The sequence below is a fragment of the Streptomyces sp. YPW6 genome, from assembly GCF_018866325.1.
Taxonomy (GTDB): domain Bacteria; phylum Actinomycetota; class Actinomycetes; order Streptomycetales; family Streptomycetaceae; genus Streptomyces.
On sequence record NZ_CP076457.1, the window covers coordinates 5,247,127 to 5,262,732 of the forward strand.

Consider the following 15,606-nt stretch of genomic DNA (forward strand, 5'->3'; position numbering starts at 1 on the left):
ATCCCGGTGCCTGGCGTCAAGCGGCGAGCGACCGCTCGATGAGAACGGCCGCCACCTCTTCCGCGCGGCGCACGGCATGGTCGACCGAGCCCATCGGATCCGCGATGCAGGCCCCTTCGTGCAGGATGAGCACCTGGGCGGCCAGATCGGCGGGCGCCTGGGCGCCGCCTTCCCGCGCGAGGTCCTCCAGGAAGCCGAGGAACCACGCCTTCTGCTGCCGCGCGACATCCCGGGCCGGGTGGTCCTCAGCCAGTTCCACGGACGCGTTGATGAACGCGCAGCCCCGCTTGTTCCGCTCGTCCGACCACTCCTGCAGTGCGCCGAAAGTGGCCAGAATCCGCTGCCCCGGCGGCCCCTCGTGGCCGTTGACGTACTTCACGAGCATGGACCTCCACAGGCCGTCCCGTGCCCGGAGGTAAGCGACGATGAGATCGTCCTTGGAGCCGAAACAGTCGTAGAGCGTCTTCTTCGTGACACCCGCCTGCTCCGCGATCGCCTCCACGCCGACGGCCCGGATCCCGAGGTCGTAGAAGAGCCGGGAGGCCGTTTCGAGAACCCTCACACCGGCGGGCGTCAGACGGTTCGCACCCCGGCGTTTTGTCCTTGTCACGTCGGTTTCACTGCTGATGGTCACCCGCCCAACGGTACACCCAGCGGTATACAGGCGATAGCGTCCGCAGGGCAGGAAATCGAACGCGGGTACCTCGGCGCAGGCCCTTCGCGGACCCGGCCCCGGGCAGCGGAACGCCCCGGCCGTGCCTCCTCCACCGCCGACACGCCCTCGACTGGTCCTATCACGTCTCCGCGCCCGTCGACAGGCCAGCCTGCCGGGGACGGGTGACCGCACGGCGCGGCGCCCGGTACGGAGGAGGGGCGAGTCGATGACTCCCGTAAGCAGGATCGAGGTCGCCGTCTTCGACGTCCTCGGCACCATGGTCGATCAGCCGGGCGGGCTGCGGGCCGCGATCCGCGAAGCGCTGCCCTCCGCGGACGAGGCGGGCGCCGACCGGCTCCTCGCCGACTGGGAGGAGCACGTCGCCCGTGAACAGCGCCGTATCGCGAACGGCGAGCGGCCCTACGCGAACTCCACGGTCCTGGACGGCGAGGCCGTCGAGCGCATGGCCGGTGCTGCCGGACTCACGGACCCCGATGCCCTGCGGCGCCTCGCCACGGCCTCCCAGCGCCTGGCCCCTTGGGAGGACTCCCTCACCGGCCTCGCCGCCCTCGCGCGCCTCTTCCCGGTCATCGGTCTCACGAACGCCGCCCGCGCGGATCTGCTCCGCCTCAACGCCCACACCGGGCTGCGCTGGCACCAGGCGCTCTCGGCGGAGGACGCCCGCGCGTTCAAGCCGCTGGAAGCGGTCTACCAGCTCGCCCTCGACACGGCGGCATGCCCGCCGGACCGTACGGTGATGATCGCCGCCCACGCCTGGGACCTCCGGGGCGCCCAGGCCCTGGGCATGCGCACGGCCTATGTGCACCGCCCCGGGGGAGACCCGCCGAAGGACACCGACACCTTCGACTGGCGGGCGGACAGCCTGGAGGAACTCGCCGCCGACATGGCCGCGTTCGCGTAGCGGGTGGGCGGATCGGCGCCCTCGACCGCGGTGACCGCGCCGTGATCCACTGGGAGGGCGCGCGGGGGCCGCAGACCGGACGGGGCGCCGCACCGAGGGGAATCGGGATGGGGAGCATGGACATCGAAACGCTACGCCGGGACACCCCGGGCACCGCGAACCGGCTCCACCTCAACAACGCGGGCGCGGGTCTGCTGTCCCGGAGCACGCTCCGGACCATGACCTCCCATCTGGAACTGGAGGCCGCGATCGGCGGCTACGAGGCCGCCGATCAGGAACGCGAACGGATCGATGCCGTCCACGAGCACATCGCCCGGCTGGTGGGCGGCCGGGCGGACGAGATCGCGCTCTTCGACAACGCCACCCACGCCTGGAACGCCGCGTTCTACTCGTTGGAGTTCAAGCCGGGCGACCGCATCCTCACCGGCCGCTCCGAGTACGGCAGCAACGTCCTGGCCTATCTCCAGACGGCCCGGCGCACCGGCGCCGAGATCGTCGTCGTCCCCGACGACGCGTCCGGTCAGCTCGACACCACCGCCCTGGCGGACCTGATCGACGACCGCTGCAAGCTGGTGGGCGTCACCCACGTGCCGACCAGCGGCGGTCTGGTCAACCCGGTCGCCGAGATCGGACGCGTCACGCGTGCCGCAGGCGTCCCCTTCCTCCTCGACGCCACCCAGTCGGTCGGGCAGTTCCCGGTGGACGTCGCGGAGGTGGGCTGCGACATGCTCACCGCCACGGGCCGCAAGTTCCTGCGCGGCCCGCGCGGCACGGGCTTCCTGTGGGTCCGTCCGGAGATGCTCGGCGATCTGGAGCCGCACGTGGCGGAGACGGCTTCGGCCACCTGGGACGGCGGGCGCGGATTCACCTGGCACGACGGCGCCCGGCGTTTCGAGACCTGGGAGGTCGGCTACGCCGGCGCGCTGGGTCTCGGCGCCGCCGTCCAGCAGGCTCTGGACCTCGGCATCGACGAGATCGGGCGGCGCGCCTTCGCCCTCGGCGCCCGTCTGCGCGACGGACTGGACGCCGTTCCCGGCGTCAGCACCCACGATCTCGGCACGCGGCGGTGCGCCATCGTCACCTGCAAGGTCGACGGCATGGCCGCGGCCGACACCGCGGCCGCCCTGGCCGCGCAGGGCATCAACGTCACCGTCACGAACCCGGTGCAGTCCCAGTTCGACACCGAGAACCGGGGGGTCCACCCGCTGGTGCGGCTCTCACCGCATTACTACAACACCGAGGCCGAGATCGACCGTGCTGTCGAGGTCATCGCCGGACTTGCCCCGGGCGCGCGTGCGATCAGGCGGAGAGACGTCCGCTCTTGAGCGCGGTGACGAACGAGGACCAGCCGTCGGCGGAGAAGACCACAGCCGGACCATGGGCGGCCTTGCTGTCGCGGACGGGGACGGTGGCGTGGCCGCGGGCGACTTCAAGACACTCGCCGTTGCTTCCGCCGCTGTAGCTGGACTTGAACCAGCCCGTGAGCGCGGACGGGTCCGCAAGGCTCCGCCTACTGGTGATCATGTTCGTGCTCCTCCGCTGCGGCCCGCACGCGGGCCACCGACTCCTGATGGGACAACGCATTGCCCAGAGCGAGATCGTAGGCTGCGCTGCTGGACGCCACCAAGCGTGGATCGTCCATGAGGTTGCCCGTCTGGAAGCCCTCCACATAGGCGACGGGTGCTGAGTCCTCGAAGCTCATCAGTGTCAGCAGACTCTCTTGCAGGGAGTGGGCCCCAGCCTCGAACGGCAGCACGTGCAGCCTCAGCCGTCCAGCCTCAGCCATAGCCGCAACCTTCCTCAGTTGCTCGGCCATCACCAGAGGCCCACCGACCTGCCGCCGTAGTACCGCCTCGTCCAGCAGACTCCACACCACCGGATTCATCGGACCATCGAGGAGGCGGGCACGCTCGATTCGGCTGACAACGTCTTTGTCAATCTCTTCCCGGCGGTAGTTGGGTCGATACGCTTCGAACAGAGCCCTGGCGTAGTCGTCCGTCTGCAAGAGGCCGGGTACGAGAGACAGTGCGAACTGCTTGATGAGTACAGCCTGCTGCTCCAACTCGGCCACGGCTGCGAAGCGATCGTTGAACTTGGTTTCCAGATCCCGCAGCCAACGCTCGAAGAACCCGTCCGTCCCCAACGCCCGATCGATCCGCTGTGCATCCTCCGGACTCGGCAGCCGCCGCCCCGCCTCGTAGTGACTGATGAGGGTCGGCGAGCAGACGACCATCTCGCTCAGGGCCTCCTGTGTCAGCCCGGCCGCGACGCGCCGCAGCCGCAGTTCCTCGCCGTACTTCTGCCTCGGCGTGCGCGGCCCCTGCCTCGTGCCCATGTGCTCCAACTCCCCGTCTTGACGGACGCGCTGTCATCCCCGACCCCCTGGCAGGGTAGCGACGGATGACCCCACTCTGTGATGGGTTCGCTACGGAAAGAAGTGGCCGCCCTCGAACGAGGAAACCGCGAGACCCCCGCGGCCGACGCAACCGGCCCGGGGGCATGGTCATCCCCAGAAAGCAGGCTGACATGAAGCACGCTATCGCCCGGCTCCTGAAGCCGGTACGGCGATTGCTGACCGCTGTACGGCGTCAACGGCATCCGCTCGACCCGTACCCGTACCTCTACCCCTACTCCTGCGCCTACGTCGGCGGGCCCACCGCCCACCGCACCGGTGAGCGTCCGCCGCGCGGTGAGGACAGCCCTCTGGTGCGCCCGTACTTCGTGGCGCACGAGAAGCGTGTGGCCGAGCAGTACGCCGAGGCGAGGCGGCGGCGTATCCGGGGCGGGGCGCTGCTGATCGCCGTCCAGGGTGTGCGCCTCAACCGGGTGAACGGGGGCGCGGCGTGAAGCTGGGCGGCGACCGGACCGACGCTTCCGCGATGCGGCTGCTCCCGTGGACCGGCACGGGCGGAAAGCCCTGTTACGTCGTCGGGGACGGCACCGGCTACGTCTCACGGATGGCCGACGAGGTCGAGAGCATCCAACTGGACATGGCGGACGAACTGCTCGGCCACGCAGCGGACCTGCTGGCCGACGAAGCGTCCACCGGGCAGCAGGTCCGCTTCCTCGCCGGCCGGCTGACCGAGTCGCTGCACCAGGTCGTGCGGGTCGCGGAGAGCAGGGGTTCGCGGCTCGACGGGCTCCGGCCGGACCGGCCCGAACCGCGCACCGAGGAGCGTGTACCTGACGGAGATCTTCCGTGAGCCGGTAGTCGGCTCGCCGAAGCCGAAGCCGAAGCCCAGGCCGAGGCCCCCGTACCGTCCTCGCGCCCGTCGACCCGCTTCGGCGCGGCGGGAGAGTGGCCATCCGACCGCACGGGGGCCCCGGATGCGCATGCACCGGGCCCGCCGGGCGGACGTGTTGCCCCTGCGGGCCACCGCGCCGTGTCCCGTACAGCCCTTACCCGGAACCGTCGCACCGGGTAGGCAGGAGGAGCACAGTCCTGTCGCACAGCCCTACGAGCGGAAGTCCATGCGCGCGCACGAGTCGAGAGAGAACGAGCAGGAGCCGCACCGCACCGCCAGGGGTGCGGCCGAGCAGCAGTCGGGGGAGGCGGCCCCGGGCGGCCGGGTGCCCGACGCGCTTCTCGCTCTCCAGCGCACCACCGGCAACGCCGCCGTCCTCCGCATGCTCCAGCGCGACCGGCACCGGCACGGCCCCGACTGCGGTCACCAACAGTCCACGGGCGAACCGGTGCAGCGCTCCGCCGTGCACGACGTGCTGCGCGCGCCGGGCAGGCCGCTGGACGCGCCGCTGCGCGAGGAGATGGAGTCCCGGCTCGGCTCCGACTTCTCCGACGTCCGCCTGCACACCGACTCCGCCGCCCGTGCCTCCGCCGCCGAGGTCGGCGCCCGCGCCTACACCTCCGGCAACCACGTCGTCATCGGCGACGGCGGCGGCGACAAGCACACGCTCGCGCACGAACTGACGCACGTCATCCAGCAGCGCCGGGGCCCGGTCGCCGGTACGGACAACGGGTCCGGGCTGAGCGTCTCCGACCCCGGCGACCGCTTCGAGCGCGAGGCCGAGGCCAACGCGGTCCGGGTGATGCGGAGGACACCCGAGCGGAGCGCGGAGGGCGACCGGGGCGATCAGGGCTCCCGGGACACCCCCGTACAGCGGGAAGCGGACGGGGCGGTCCGGGACGCGGCGCGCGGTGCCGGCGCGACGGCCGTCCAGCGCTTCTCCGAGGTCACCACCGACGAGTTGGGGAACGTGCGGCTCTCGGAGAACGGCCTCTACCTCATGCCGCTCACGCCGGGTGCGGACACCACCGTCATCTGGGTCGCGGAGGGTGCCCCCGCCCCCCGGTACTGCACACCGACCGGGCAGAGCGGCGCCATCGGAGGGCGTACGTACGCGGAGTACGAGCCGTCGACGGCGTTCCTCGCGGACTGTGCCCACACGGCCGAGGAGATCATGCATCAGCAGCGGCTGGCCCTCGGGCAGGATGCCAGTGAATTCGCTTTGGGCGGTGCACAGTTCGGCCTGGGTGACCGGGAGAACGCGGAGGGTGCCCAGGCCTACGCGGCGGCCCGGCCGCACGGCCCGCACGTGAACGGTGAGGAGCGGCCGGGACCCGGCCAGGCGTACGCCATCGTGGAGACCGCGTGGGAGGGGGACTACGAGCGTCCCGCCAACACCAGCGGCTGGCCCTACCACGTCGCGGCCGTGGTCGCGGTGGACGGCGACGACCGCATCACCGTGGAACAGGCGGCGGACGGCAACGACGCGAAGGCCCGTCAGGGGTACGAGGGCATCGTCGACATGTATACGTCGGGCACGGACCCGACCAACGGGCAGGCGTTGCCGAACAGTTTCCACGGGCGGAACACCGGCGGCCCGGTGCGGCACTTCTCCGCCGGGGCGATCACGGTCATCCTCCAGCCGATCAACGTGGGCGGCCTCCGAGGGGAGACCGGCCGCCGGACCTTCAGGTGACGACCGCCCGGCTCCCACGAGGGCCGTCCACCGGCGTGTGAACGGGGTTCACCCCCCGGGCAGCCGTCCCCGGCGTATCCCCGGGGTGCACCCCCACGCCTCACTCCCGGGCCGCCAGCACCGCCGCGAGTCCCTCCCGCAGGTCGTCGACGAAGAAGCCGGGCATCTCCAGTGACGGGAAATGGCCCCCGGCGTCGGGCGAGCGCCACCGGACGATGTTCCGGTACCGCTCCCGCGCCCAGGGGCGTGGCGTCTTCTCGACGTCGCGGGGATACATGGTGACCGCCGACGGGACGTCCACCCGGAGTCCGGGATCGAGCGAGTCGTGGCTCTCGTAGTAGATGCGGGCCGCCGACGCGCCCGTCCGCGTCAGCCAGTACAGGGTGACGTTGTCGAGGACGCGGTCCCGGGAGATCGTCTCGAACGGGCTGTCCTCGGTGTCCGACCACTCGGCGAACTTGTCCAGGATCCAGGCGAGCAGCCCGACCGGTGAGTCGACGAGCGCGTAGCCGATGGTCTGCGGCCGGGTCGCCTGCTGCTTCGCGTACGCCGCGCGGCGGCTCCAGAAGTCGCGGGTCTCCTCGGTCCACCCGCGCTCGGTCTCCGTCAGCCCGTCCGTGGTCAGGCCGGGCGGGGCCTGCGCGAACGTGGAGTGGACGCCGAGCACGCGGTCCGGGAACCTGCCGCCCAGCACCGTGGTGATGGTGCCGCCCCAGTCGCCGCCGTGGGCCAGGAACCGGCGGTGTCCGAGCCGCCCCATCAGCTCCGCCCACGCCGCCGCGATCTTCTCCGTACCCCACCCGGTGGTGGCCGGCTTCTCGCTATAACCGAAGCCCGGCAGCGACGGGGCCACGACATGGAACGCCGGCGCCCCCTCATCCTTCGGATCGGCCAACTCGTCCATGACGTGCAGGAATTCGACGACACTGCCCGGCCAGCCGTGCGTCAGGAGCAGCGGGACGGCGTCCGCGCGCCGGGAGGGGCGGTGCAGGAAGTGGATGCCCAGCCCGTCGATGGTCGTACGGAACTGCCCCATGCGGTTCAGGCGCTCCTCGCACGCCCGCCAGTCGTATCCGGTACGCCAGTACTGAACGACATCCGCCAGGTCGGCCAGCGGGACGCCCTGGTCCCATCGGCGGGGGCCGGGCGGGGCGCCCCGGACGGTCTCGGCCTCCGGCAGCCGGGCCGTGGACAGCCGGGCCCGCAGATCGTCGAGGTCGGCGTCGGTCGTACGGCTCTCGAAGGCGTGAACGCGCGGGCCGCTGATCCTGGGTGCGTCTGTGGCCGGGCGGGGCATGGGACCTCCTGGCGATCGGGGCGTCGAAGCCGACTCGTCATCGTGAACCGTCTTAGACGGTTCTAGCAGCCCTCCGGAACCACCCGCAACCGGCTATGGTGGTTCCATGGGTGCCGGCTTTCCTGATTTCCGCCTGGGCAACGTGCTGGCGACGAGCTTCACGGGGACGCTGTCGGAGCGTCACGGCCACGCCGTGGAGCGCATCCCCGTTCCGCACCGGCTCATCGACTGGCTGGCGGTGTACGGCCTCGCCGTGGACTCCTGCACCCCCGAGCAGCTCGAACTCGCCCGGGAGCTACGGGAGTCGATCCACGCGGCCGCGACGGCCGCCGCACTCCGGGAGGCGCTGCCTGCCGCCGCGGTCCAGATCATCGACGACCGCAGCGTCGAAGGGCGGGCCGCGGCGATCCTGACGCCGGAGGGGGAGCGGCGCTGGCGGCTCGGCTCCGCCTCCGTGGAGGACGCCCTCGGCGTGATCGCCGCCGACGCGGTCGACGTCATCTCGGGCGAACGGGACGGAAAACTCGCCCTGTGCGCCTCACCGACCTGCCGGGCCGCCTTCTTCGACACGAGCCGGAGCCGTACGCGGAGGTGGTGCGACATGAACACCTGTGGCAACCGCCAGAAGAAGGCGCGCTTCAACGCCGGCCGGGGCGGGGGCGAGGGCCCACGCCGACCCCGGTCCGCGTCCCGCACCCGCCTCAGCGCTCCCGGCGCCGGCGGCGGTAGTACGCAGCCGTGACCACCGCGAGCAGCGGGCCCCAGGCCAGCAGCGGGAGATAGCAGGCGGTCATCACCCAGTAGTGCACGCCTTCGGGGGATCCGGGGGCGCCCATGTTGTCCGCGTCGTTCCAGTTGAACGCGCCGGAGACCGTGATGAGGGTGACGAGCGCCGCGCCGGTCGAGGCGGGGATCACCGCCGCCGGGACGGGGATCCTCCGGCCGCCCAGGAACGGTACCCAGTAAGGGAGTTGCTCGCCCCATCGGTGGATCAGGCCCAGGGTGAGCAGGCCGACCGCCTCGGCCAGCAGGCTGAGGCCGATGAGGTAGAAGGACTCGGCGCCGGGAAAGTTCTCCGGGCGAAGGTGCTCGTCGGTGAACCCGGAGTCCCAGCCCAGGGCGATGGCGATCCGCCACAGCCCGGACGGCACCAGGGTCAGTGCGGCGGCGTGCGCCGCGAGGCGGATGGAGCGAGGGACCCGGGGTGCGGACGGGACGGGCGCCCCGGCGGCGGGGACGCCGGGGCGCCCGTCCCGCCGCCTCGGACTGCTCACGGTGCCGGACATGGTGGACTCCCTTGTTCTGGCGGGGAATTACGTTGACCCTTTGGTCGGTCGAACGGCTCAAGCCTCGTTCTCCGCCGCCCCCCGATCCCATCCGCCGATCGGCACGGAGCCGGCACCGCGAACGCGCCGCCGGCCTGCCGTTCTCTGCCGAACGGCAGAGAGTCCGGCCTCACCCCACCCTCGTACGCTGATCGTCATGGGGGAATCAACCGGCCCGGCCGCCATGGCGCTTGGCGCCTTGCCGTCGCTCGCGGCGGCGGGCTCGCTGCTGTGGGCCGTCGCGTGCCGCCGCACCGAGGTGCGGCGGCGGCTCGGTCGCCTCGCCCGTCCGACCGCGGTGTGCGCGGTCCTCTCCCTGATCACCAGCTTCGCCCCGCTGCGGGCCGGTTCCGGCTGGAAGCTGGCGGAGGTCGCCCTCCTGTCGCTCCTCGTGGCCGTGGTCACCCGCTGGTCACGGGGGGACCAGCTCGCGTGGGCCCTCCCGCCGGCCACCCTCGCGGTGACTCTCTGGCCGCTGCCGCTGGTCACCGGTGACTCCTTCCCGGAATCCATCGGGATCGGCGCCTTCTGGCTTCTCCCCGTGGCCGCCGCGGCGGCGGCTGGCGCCTACCCCCGACGCCAGGAACTGCGGCGTCGGCGTGCGGTGGCCGCGGCCCGAAGCGCCCAGCGTCTTCAACTCTCCCGCGACCTGCACGATTTCGTCGCGCATGACATCAGCGGCATCGTCGTCCAGGCCCAGGCCGCCCGCTTCGTCGCCGCCACCGACCCCTCCCACGCGGTGCTCGCCCTGGAACGCATCGAGAAGGCGGGCCTGAGCGCCCTCGCCGCGATGGACCGGACGGTGCGCATGCTGCACGGCCCGGAGCCGGCAGCCACCGAGCCACTCCCCGACGTGTCCCAACTCCATGTCCTGGTGGAGAACTTCACTGCCGCGGGAGCCACCGAAGCCCATCTCGACCTGCCTCACCCGGTCACGGAGCGGCTCTCGCGCGAGGCCGGCTCCGCCGCGTACCGCATCGTCGTCGAGGGCCTGACCAACATCCGCCGGCACGCCCCCGACGCCTCCCGCGCCACCGTCGCCTTCACCCCCACGGCCACCACGGTGGAGCTACGCATCACCAACGACCGTGGCGCGGGCCCCTCCGCCCGCCGCGCCCCCCGGCGCGGCGGCCTCGGCCTCCCCGCACTCACCGAGCATGCCCAGGCCCTCGGCGGAACCCTCACCGCCGGGCCCCACGGCGACGGCGGCTGGCAGCTCACCGCCGTCCTGCCCGCCGCGCCCCCGAAGGAGAAGACGCCATGACGACGCCGGAGAAGACGCCATGACGACGCGGGAGAAGACGCCATGACAACGCCCCCCGGTGGCCCGACCCGCATCCTGATCGCCGACGACCAGGAGGACGTCCGCAGCGGGTTCCGCCTCATCCTCGGCTCGCAGCCCGACATGACGGTGGTCGGCGAGGCGGCGGACGGCCTCGCCGCCGTCGACCTCGCCCGCACCCTGCGTCCCGACCTGGTCCTCGCCGACATCCGGATGCCGGGCGTGGACGGCCTCGAAGTGACCCGACGCCTCGCGGGCCCTGGCGTACCGGACCCGATGCGCGTCCTCGTCGTCACCACCTTTGACCACGACGACTACGTACGTACGGCCCTGCGCGACGGCGCCTGCGGATTCCTGCTCAAGCGCTCGGGCCCCGGGCTGCTGGTCGAGGGGGTCAGGGCGGCGATGGCGGGGGACATGCTCATCAGCCCCCAGATCACGGTCCGGCTGCTCCGGAACCTTGCCCCCGCCTTCGCCCCCGCCCAGGTGGCGTCCGCGTCTCCGTCGCCTCTCACCACCCGGGAGAGGGAGATCGCCCGTCTGGTCGCCGAGGGACTCACCAACGCCGAGATCGGCGAGAAGCTCTTCATCACGGCGGGCACCGCCAAGACCCACATCGCCAACATCCAGGCGAAGTTGAAGGTCCGCAACCGGGTGGGCATAGCCGCCTGGTCCTGGGAGAACGGACTGGCCGGCCCGGTCCCACGGGAGTAGCGCGGATCCCGGTCACTCCGGTCACTCCGACGCCGGTCCCGTACCCGCACAACGCGACGGCGATGAGCCGCCACGCACCCCCGAACCGGCCTGTCAGTGGCACCCGGTAGCGTCGGGTCATGTCGAACATGGCCGTCCTCGAAGGGGTCCTGGAGCGGATCACCTACGCCAACGAGGAGAACGGGTACACGGTGGCGCGCGTCGACACCGGGCGCGGAGCCGGCGACCTCCTCACCGTGGTCGGTGCGCTGCTCGGCGCGCAGGTCGGCGAGTCGCTGCGGATGGAGGGCCGTTGGGGCTCGCACGCGCAGTACGGCAAGCAGTTCACCGTGGAGAACTACACCACCGTGCTGCCCGCCACCATCCAGGGCATCCGCCGCTATCTGGGCTCCGGGCTGATCAAGGGCATCGGGCCGGTGATGGCCGACCGGATCACCACCCACTTCGGCGTCGACACCCTCGACGTCATCGAGCAGGAACCGAAGCGGCTCGTCGAGGTCCCCGGCCTCGGCCCCAAGCGCACGAAGATGATCGCGGCGGCCTGGGAGGAACAGAAGGCGATCAAGGAGGTCATGGTCTTCCTCCAGGGTGTCGGCGTCTCCACCTCCATCGCCGTCCGCATCTACAAGAAGTACGAGGACGCCTCCATCTCCGTCGTGAGGAACCAGCCCTACCGGCTGGCCGCCGACGTCTGGGGCATCGGCTTCCTCACCGCGGACAAGATCGCCCAGGCCGTCGGCATCCCGCACGACAGCCCCGAGCGGGTCAAGGCCGGGCTGCAGTACGCGCTGTCCCAGTCCTCCGACCAGGGGCACTGCTACCTCCCCGAGGAACGGCTCATCGCGGACGGCGTCAAGCTGCTCCAGGTCGACACCGGGCTGGTCATCGAGTGCCTGGCCGAGCTCGCCGCCGACCCGGAGGGCGTCGTACGGGAGAAGGTGCCGTCCCCCGAGGGCGGCGAGCCGGTCACGGCGGTCTACCTCGTCCCGTTCCACCGGGCCGAGCTGTCCCTCGCCGGGCAGGTGCGGCGGCTGCTGAACACCGGCGAGGACCGGATGCCCGCCTTCCGGGACGTCGACTGGGGCAAGGCCCTGGCCTGGCTCGCCACGCGTACGGGGGCCGATCTCGCGCCCGAGCAGGAGCAGGCCGTGCGTCTCGCGCTCAGCCGCAAGGTGGCCGTCCTGACCGGCGGCCCCGGCTGCGGGAAGTCGTTCACCGTCCGGTCGATCGTCGAGCTGGCCCGGGCGAAGAAGGCCAAGGTGGTGCTCGCCGCCCCCACCGGGCGCGCCGCCAAACGTCTCTCCGAGCTGACCGGGGCCGAGGCGTCCACCGTGCACCGGCTGCTGGAGCTCAAGCCGGGCGGGGACGCGGCGTACGACCGGGACCGCCCCCTGGACGCCGATCTGGTCGTCGTCGACGAGGCGTCGATGCTCGATCTGCTGCTCGCCAACAAGCTCGTGAAGGCGGTGGCACCCGGTGCCCACCTCCTCCTCGTGGGCGACGTGGACCAGCTGCCCTCGGTCGGCGCGGGGGAGGTGCTGAGCGATCTGCTCGCGGAGGGCGGACCGGTCCCCGCCGTCCGGCTCACCCGGATCTTCCGCCAGGCCCAGCAGTCCGGAGTGGTCACCAACGCCCACCGCATCAACGCCGGACAGCCGCCCCTCACCGAGGGGCTGAGCGACTTCTTCCTCTTCGTCGAGGACGAGACGGAGGACGCGGGCAGGCTCGCCGTCGATGTCGCGGCCCGTCGTGTTCCGGCCAAATTCGGGTTCGACGCCCGCCGGGACGTGCAGGTCCTCGCCCCGATGCACCGGGGCCCGGCCGGCGCGGGCCATCTGAACGGGCTGCTCCAGCAGGCCATCACCCCCGGCCGCCCCGACCTCCCCGAGAAGCGGTTCGGCGGGCGGGTTTTCAGGGTCGGCGACAAGGTCACCCAGATCCGCAACAACTACGACAAGGGCGAGAACGGCGTTTTCAACGGCACCGTCGGCGTCGTCACCGCCCTCGACCCGGACGAACAGAAGCTCACCGTCCGCACCGACGAGGACGAGGAGATCGGCTACGACTTCGACGAGCTGGACGAGCTGGCCCACGCGTACGCCATGACGATCCACCGCTCCCAGGGCAGCGAGTATCCCGCCGTCGTCATCCCCGTCACCACCAGTGCCTGGATGATGCTCCAGCGCAACCTGCTCTACACCGCCGTGACGCGGGCCAGGAAGCTCGTCGTCCTCGTCGGGTCCCGTAAGGCGATCGGCCAGGCGGTCCGCACGGTTTCCGCAGGCCGGCGCTGTACGGCACTGGATTTCCGGCTCCGGGGCGGCTCCGGCGCAGACTTCTCGTGACCCGTGCACAAAAATGATCGATCAAATCGGTGGGAAACATCACGGAGGCCTTCCGGAACCGCAGTCAAGGGGGCAGGATGAGTAAGTTGGCGGCACTCAGTGCCGTCAGTAGGTCCAATGGACGACCCCGAGTGCACTCTCCTGAGCCGAATGGGGGAGGGTGGAAGACAGTCAGGGCACCTCGAAGAAGAGGCACTACGTCGGTGAGGGATGACGTGAGCGAGCACACCAACAACGCTGTAGTACTGCGGTACGGCGATGACGAGTACACCTACCCGGTGATCGACAGCACCGTCGGCGACAAGGGCTTCGACATCGGGAAGCTCCGGGCCAATACCGGCCTGGTGACGCTGGACAGCGGATACGGCAACACCGCCGCCTATAAATCCGCCATCACGTACCTCGACGGCGAGCAGGGCATCCTGCGCTACCGCGGATACCCGATCGAGCAGCTCGCCGAGCGCTCATCGTTCCTCGAGGTCGCGTACACGCTGATCAACGGTGACCTGCCCAAGGTCGACGAGCTGGCGGCGTTCAAGAACGAGATCACCCAGCACACGCTGCTGCACGAGGACGTCAAGCGGTTCTTCGACGGCTTCCCGCGCGACGCCCACCCGATGGCCATGCTGTCCTCGGTCGTCAGCGCGCTGTCCACGTTCTACCAGGACAGCCACAACCCGTTCGACGAGCAGCAGCGCCACCTGTCGACGATCCGCCTGCTGGCGAAGCTCCCGACGATCGCGGCGTACGCCTACAAGAAGTCGATCGGCCACCCCTTCGTCTACCCGCGCAACGACCTCGGGTACGTCGAGAACTTCCTGCGCATGACCTTCTCGGTCCCCGCCCAGGAGTACGAGCTGGACCCGGTCGTCGTCTCGGCCCTGGACAAGCTGCTCATCCTGCACGCGGACCACGAGCAGAACTGTTCGACCTCCACCGTGCGTCTGGTCGGCTCCTCGCAGGCGAACATGTTCGCCTCGATCTCCGCTGGCATCTCGGCGCTGTGGGGCCCGCTGCACGGCGGCGCCAACCAGTCGGTGCTGGAGATGCTGGAAGGCATCCAGGCCAACGGCGGCGACGTCGACTCCTTCATCCGCAAGGTGAAGAACAAGGAGGACGGCGTCCGCCTGATGGGCTTCGGCCACCGGGTGTACAAGTCCTTCGACCCGCGCGCCAAGATCATCAAGGCTGCCGCGCACGACGTGCTGTCCGCGCTCGGCAAGTCCGACGAGCTGCTCGACATCGCGCTCAAGCTGGAGGAGCACGCGCTCTCCGACGACTACTTCGTCTCGCGCAACCTCTACCCCAACGTGGACTTCTACACCGGTCTGATCTACCGGGCCATGGGCTTCCCGACCGAGATGTTCACCGTGCTCTTCGCGCTCGGCCGGCTGCCCGGCTGGATCGCCCAGTGGCACGAGATGATCAAGGAGCCGGGTTCCCGCATCGGCCGCCCGCGCCAGATCTACACCGGCGAGGTCCTGCGCGACTTCGTCCCGGTCGAGGGCCGCTGACCCGGACCTCGTGACCGCCCCGTAGTGCCCCGGCCTCTTCGGCCGACTGCCTTCGCCCCGCGTACCGCGCTTCGCACAGAGCGCGGTGTCCGGGGCGATTCGGCGTTACGGGGGTCCGGCGGGACCGCCACGGCTCTGCGGCGGTCCGGGGCGGGTCCCCCTGGCGGCCCGACCGGCCCCGGTCGGGCCCGGACGGCTCGCGATGGGAGTGGGCCCCGGTCGGGTCTGGAGGCTTGCGGGCGGGCTCCCTCGGGCCTGGCGGCCTGCGGTGGTCTCCGGTCGGTCCGGTGGGGCCCGGCGGCTTGTGGCGGGCCTCCCAAGGGAGAAGCGCCCCGCCGTCGATCCCCCCACGGGTCGACGGACGGGGCGCTTCCCATATCCCGGAGCGGATTCCCCCCACGGGATCCGGCCGGGCGTCTGCAGGAGCCGAAGCTCCCGTTGTTCTGTTGTGCCGCGATCTGCCGGGGTACGTACGGGAGGGCCGCTCAAAGCTCCCCGGTGCACGTGCCCCGGCCAACGCATGCCATCAGGAGCGTCCCCCAAGACACTCCGTCGGACGTCCCCCAAGACATCCTTGGCAGTCGCACTCTAAGACTCGCGAACCCACCGGA

At 71.1% G+C, this 15,606-nt stretch carries 15 protein-coding genes; 10 read left to right on the top strand and 5 right to left on the bottom strand.

Translation table 11 applies throughout. The features are described from left to right. Window positions 1–16 precede the first annotated feature (16 nt). Window positions 17–562 (bottom strand): TetR/AcrR family transcriptional regulator, encoded by a 546-nt coding sequence (locus KME66_RS23180; protein WP_073216467.1) that lies wholly within the window; start codon window positions 560–562, stop codon window positions 17–19. Between the two features lie 319 nt (window positions 563–881). Between KME66_RS23180 and KME66_RS23185 the strand changes: the two genes are divergently transcribed. Next, window positions 882–1,577, top strand: coding sequence for a haloacid dehalogenase type II (locus KME66_RS23185; protein ID WP_073216469.1), 696 nt, complete (start codon window positions 882–884; stop codon window positions 1,575–1,577). A gap of 116 nt (window positions 1,578–1,693) precedes the next feature. Next, window positions 1,694–2,902, top strand: coding sequence for an aminotransferase class V-fold PLP-dependent enzyme (locus tag KME66_RS23190; protein WP_253208452.1), 1,209 nt, complete (start codon window positions 1,694–1,696; stop codon window positions 2,900–2,902). On the opposite strand, the gene KME66_RS23195 is transcribed toward KME66_RS23190, so the two are convergent. Together KME66_RS23195 and KME66_RS23200 are read right to left on the bottom strand one after the other, a co-directional pair. After that, window positions 2,877–3,101, bottom strand: coding sequence for a DUF397 domain-containing protein (locus tag KME66_RS23195; protein WP_216325518.1), 225 nt, complete (start codon window positions 3,099–3,101; stop codon window positions 2,877–2,879). The two genes, KME66_RS23190 and KME66_RS23195, sit on opposite strands and share 26 nt — an antisense overlap. Next, window positions 3,088–3,912: a helix-turn-helix transcriptional regulator gene (locus tag KME66_RS23200; RefSeq protein WP_073216478.1), complete on the bottom strand. Its 825-nt coding sequence runs from the start codon at window positions 3,910–3,912 to the stop codon at window positions 3,088–3,090. Before KME66_RS23200 ends, KME66_RS23195 begins: the two co-directional genes overlap by 14 nt. A 191-nt stretch (window positions 3,913–4,103) precedes the next feature. On the opposite strand from KME66_RS23200, the gene KME66_RS23205 reads away from it, so the two are divergent. From KME66_RS23205 to KME66_RS23215, 3 genes are all read left to right on the top strand, one after another. After that, the gene (locus tag KME66_RS23205) at window positions 4,104–4,424 is read left to right on the top strand and encodes a hypothetical protein (protein ID WP_216325521.1); all 321 of its coding nucleotides are present in this window, start codon (window positions 4,104–4,106) and stop codon (window positions 4,422–4,424) included. A gap of 32 nt (window positions 4,425–4,456) precedes the next feature. Further along, window positions 4,457–4,780 carry a hypothetical protein gene (locus KME66_RS23210; RefSeq protein ID WP_216325524.1) on the top strand — a complete coding sequence of 108 codons (324 nt, stop codon included), beginning with the start codon at window positions 4,457–4,459 and terminating at the stop codon, window positions 4,778–4,780. Between the two features lie 268 nt (window positions 4,781–5,048). Further along, window positions 5,049–6,518 carry a DUF4157 domain-containing protein gene (locus KME66_RS23215; protein ID WP_216325527.1) on the top strand — a complete coding sequence of 490 codons (1,470 nt, stop codon included), beginning with the start codon at window positions 5,049–5,051 and terminating at the stop codon, window positions 6,516–6,518. Between the two features lie 100 nt (window positions 6,519–6,618). Here KME66_RS23215 and KME66_RS23220 read toward each other — a convergent pair whose 3' ends face one another. Continuing rightward, window positions 6,619–7,815 carry an epoxide hydrolase family protein gene (locus KME66_RS23220; RefSeq protein ID WP_073216486.1) on the bottom strand — a complete coding sequence of 399 codons (1,197 nt, stop codon included), beginning with the start codon at window positions 7,813–7,815 and terminating at the stop codon, window positions 6,619–6,621. A gap of 106 nt (window positions 7,816–7,921) precedes the next feature. On the opposite strand from KME66_RS23220, the gene KME66_RS23225 reads away from it, so the two are divergent. Beyond that, window positions 7,922–8,557: an ABATE domain-containing protein gene (locus KME66_RS23225; RefSeq protein ID WP_253208453.1), complete on the top strand. Its 636-nt coding sequence runs from the start codon at window positions 7,922–7,924 to the stop codon at window positions 8,555–8,557. Here the strand turns inward: KME66_RS23225 and KME66_RS23230 are convergent. Beyond that, entirely contained in the window at window positions 8,517–9,101 is a 585-nt protein-coding gene (locus tag KME66_RS23230; protein ID WP_216325530.1) for a hypothetical protein, read from the bottom strand. The genes KME66_RS23225 and KME66_RS23230 overlap by 41 nt on opposite strands. Window positions 9,102–9,297: 196 nt before the next feature. On the opposite strand from KME66_RS23230, the gene KME66_RS23235 reads away from it, so the two are divergent. The 4 genes from KME66_RS23235 (at window position 9,298) to KME66_RS23250 (ending at window position 14,995) form a co-directional block, all read left to right on the top strand. Next, window positions 9,298–10,404, top strand: a complete 1,107-nt coding sequence (locus KME66_RS23235) for a sensor histidine kinase (RefSeq protein ID WP_253208454.1) — start codon at window positions 9,298–9,300, stop codon at window positions 10,402–10,404. A 42-nt stretch (window positions 10,405–10,446) separates the two neighbouring features. After that, a complete protein-coding gene (locus KME66_RS23240; RefSeq protein ID WP_216325533.1) occupies window positions 10,447–11,136 on the top strand; it encodes a response regulator transcription factor in 690 nt (229 codons plus the stop codon). Between the two features lie 119 nt (window positions 11,137–11,255). Continuing rightward, the gene (locus KME66_RS23245; RefSeq protein ID WP_216325536.1) at window positions 11,256–13,481 is read left to right on the top strand and encodes an ATP-dependent RecD-like DNA helicase; all 2,226 of its coding nucleotides are present in this window, start codon (window positions 11,256–11,258) and stop codon (window positions 13,479–13,481) included. A gap of 215 nt (window positions 13,482–13,696) precedes the next feature. Further along, complete coding sequence (locus KME66_RS23250) at window positions 13,697–14,995, top strand: citrate synthase (RefSeq protein WP_010056523.1); 1,299 nt, start codon at window positions 13,697–13,699, stop codon at window positions 14,993–14,995. Window positions 14,996–15,606 lie beyond the last annotated feature (611 nt).

Coding starts and splice junctions, on each gene's coding strand:
- KME66_RS23190 (WP_253208452.1), top strand. CDS start 1,694: ATGGACATCGAAACGCTACGCCGGGACACCCCGGGCACCGCGAACCGG.
- KME66_RS23215 (WP_216325527.1), top strand. CDS start 5,049: ATGCGCGCGCACGAGTCGAGAGAGAACGAGCAGGAGCCGCACCGCACC.
- KME66_RS23220 (WP_073216486.1), bottom strand. CDS start 7,815: ATGCCCCGCCCGGCCACAGACGCACCCAGGATCAGCGGCCCGCGCGTT.
- KME66_RS23205 (WP_216325521.1), top strand. CDS start 4,104: ATGAAGCACGCTATCGCCCGGCTCCTGAAGCCGGTACGGCGATTGCTG.
- KME66_RS23230 (WP_216325530.1), bottom strand. CDS start 9,101: ATGTCCGGCACCGTGAGCAGTCCGAGGCGGCGGGACGGGCGCCCCGGC.
- KME66_RS23240 (WP_216325533.1), top strand. CDS start 10,447: ATGACAACGCCCCCCGGTGGCCCGACCCGCATCCTGATCGCCGACGAC.
- KME66_RS23210 (WP_216325524.1), top strand. CDS start 4,457: ATGCGGCTGCTCCCGTGGACCGGCACGGGCGGAAAGCCCTGTTACGTC.
- KME66_RS23195 (WP_216325518.1), bottom strand. CDS start 3,101: ATGATCACCAGTAGGCGGAGCCTTGCGGACCCGTCCGCGCTCACGGGC.
- KME66_RS23185 (WP_073216469.1), top strand. CDS start 882: ATGACTCCCGTAAGCAGGATCGAGGTCGCCGTCTTCGACGTCCTCGGC.
- KME66_RS23245 (WP_216325536.1), top strand. CDS start 11,256: ATGTCGAACATGGCCGTCCTCGAAGGGGTCCTGGAGCGGATCACCTAC.
- KME66_RS23200 (WP_073216478.1), bottom strand. CDS start 3,912: ATGGGCACGAGGCAGGGGCCGCGCACGCCGAGGCAGAAGTACGGCGAG.
- KME66_RS23225 (WP_253208453.1), top strand. CDS start 7,922: ATGGGTGCCGGCTTTCCTGATTTCCGCCTGGGCAACGTGCTGGCGACG.
- KME66_RS23235 (WP_253208454.1), top strand. CDS start 9,298: ATGGGGGAATCAACCGGCCCGGCCGCCATGGCGCTTGGCGCCTTGCCG.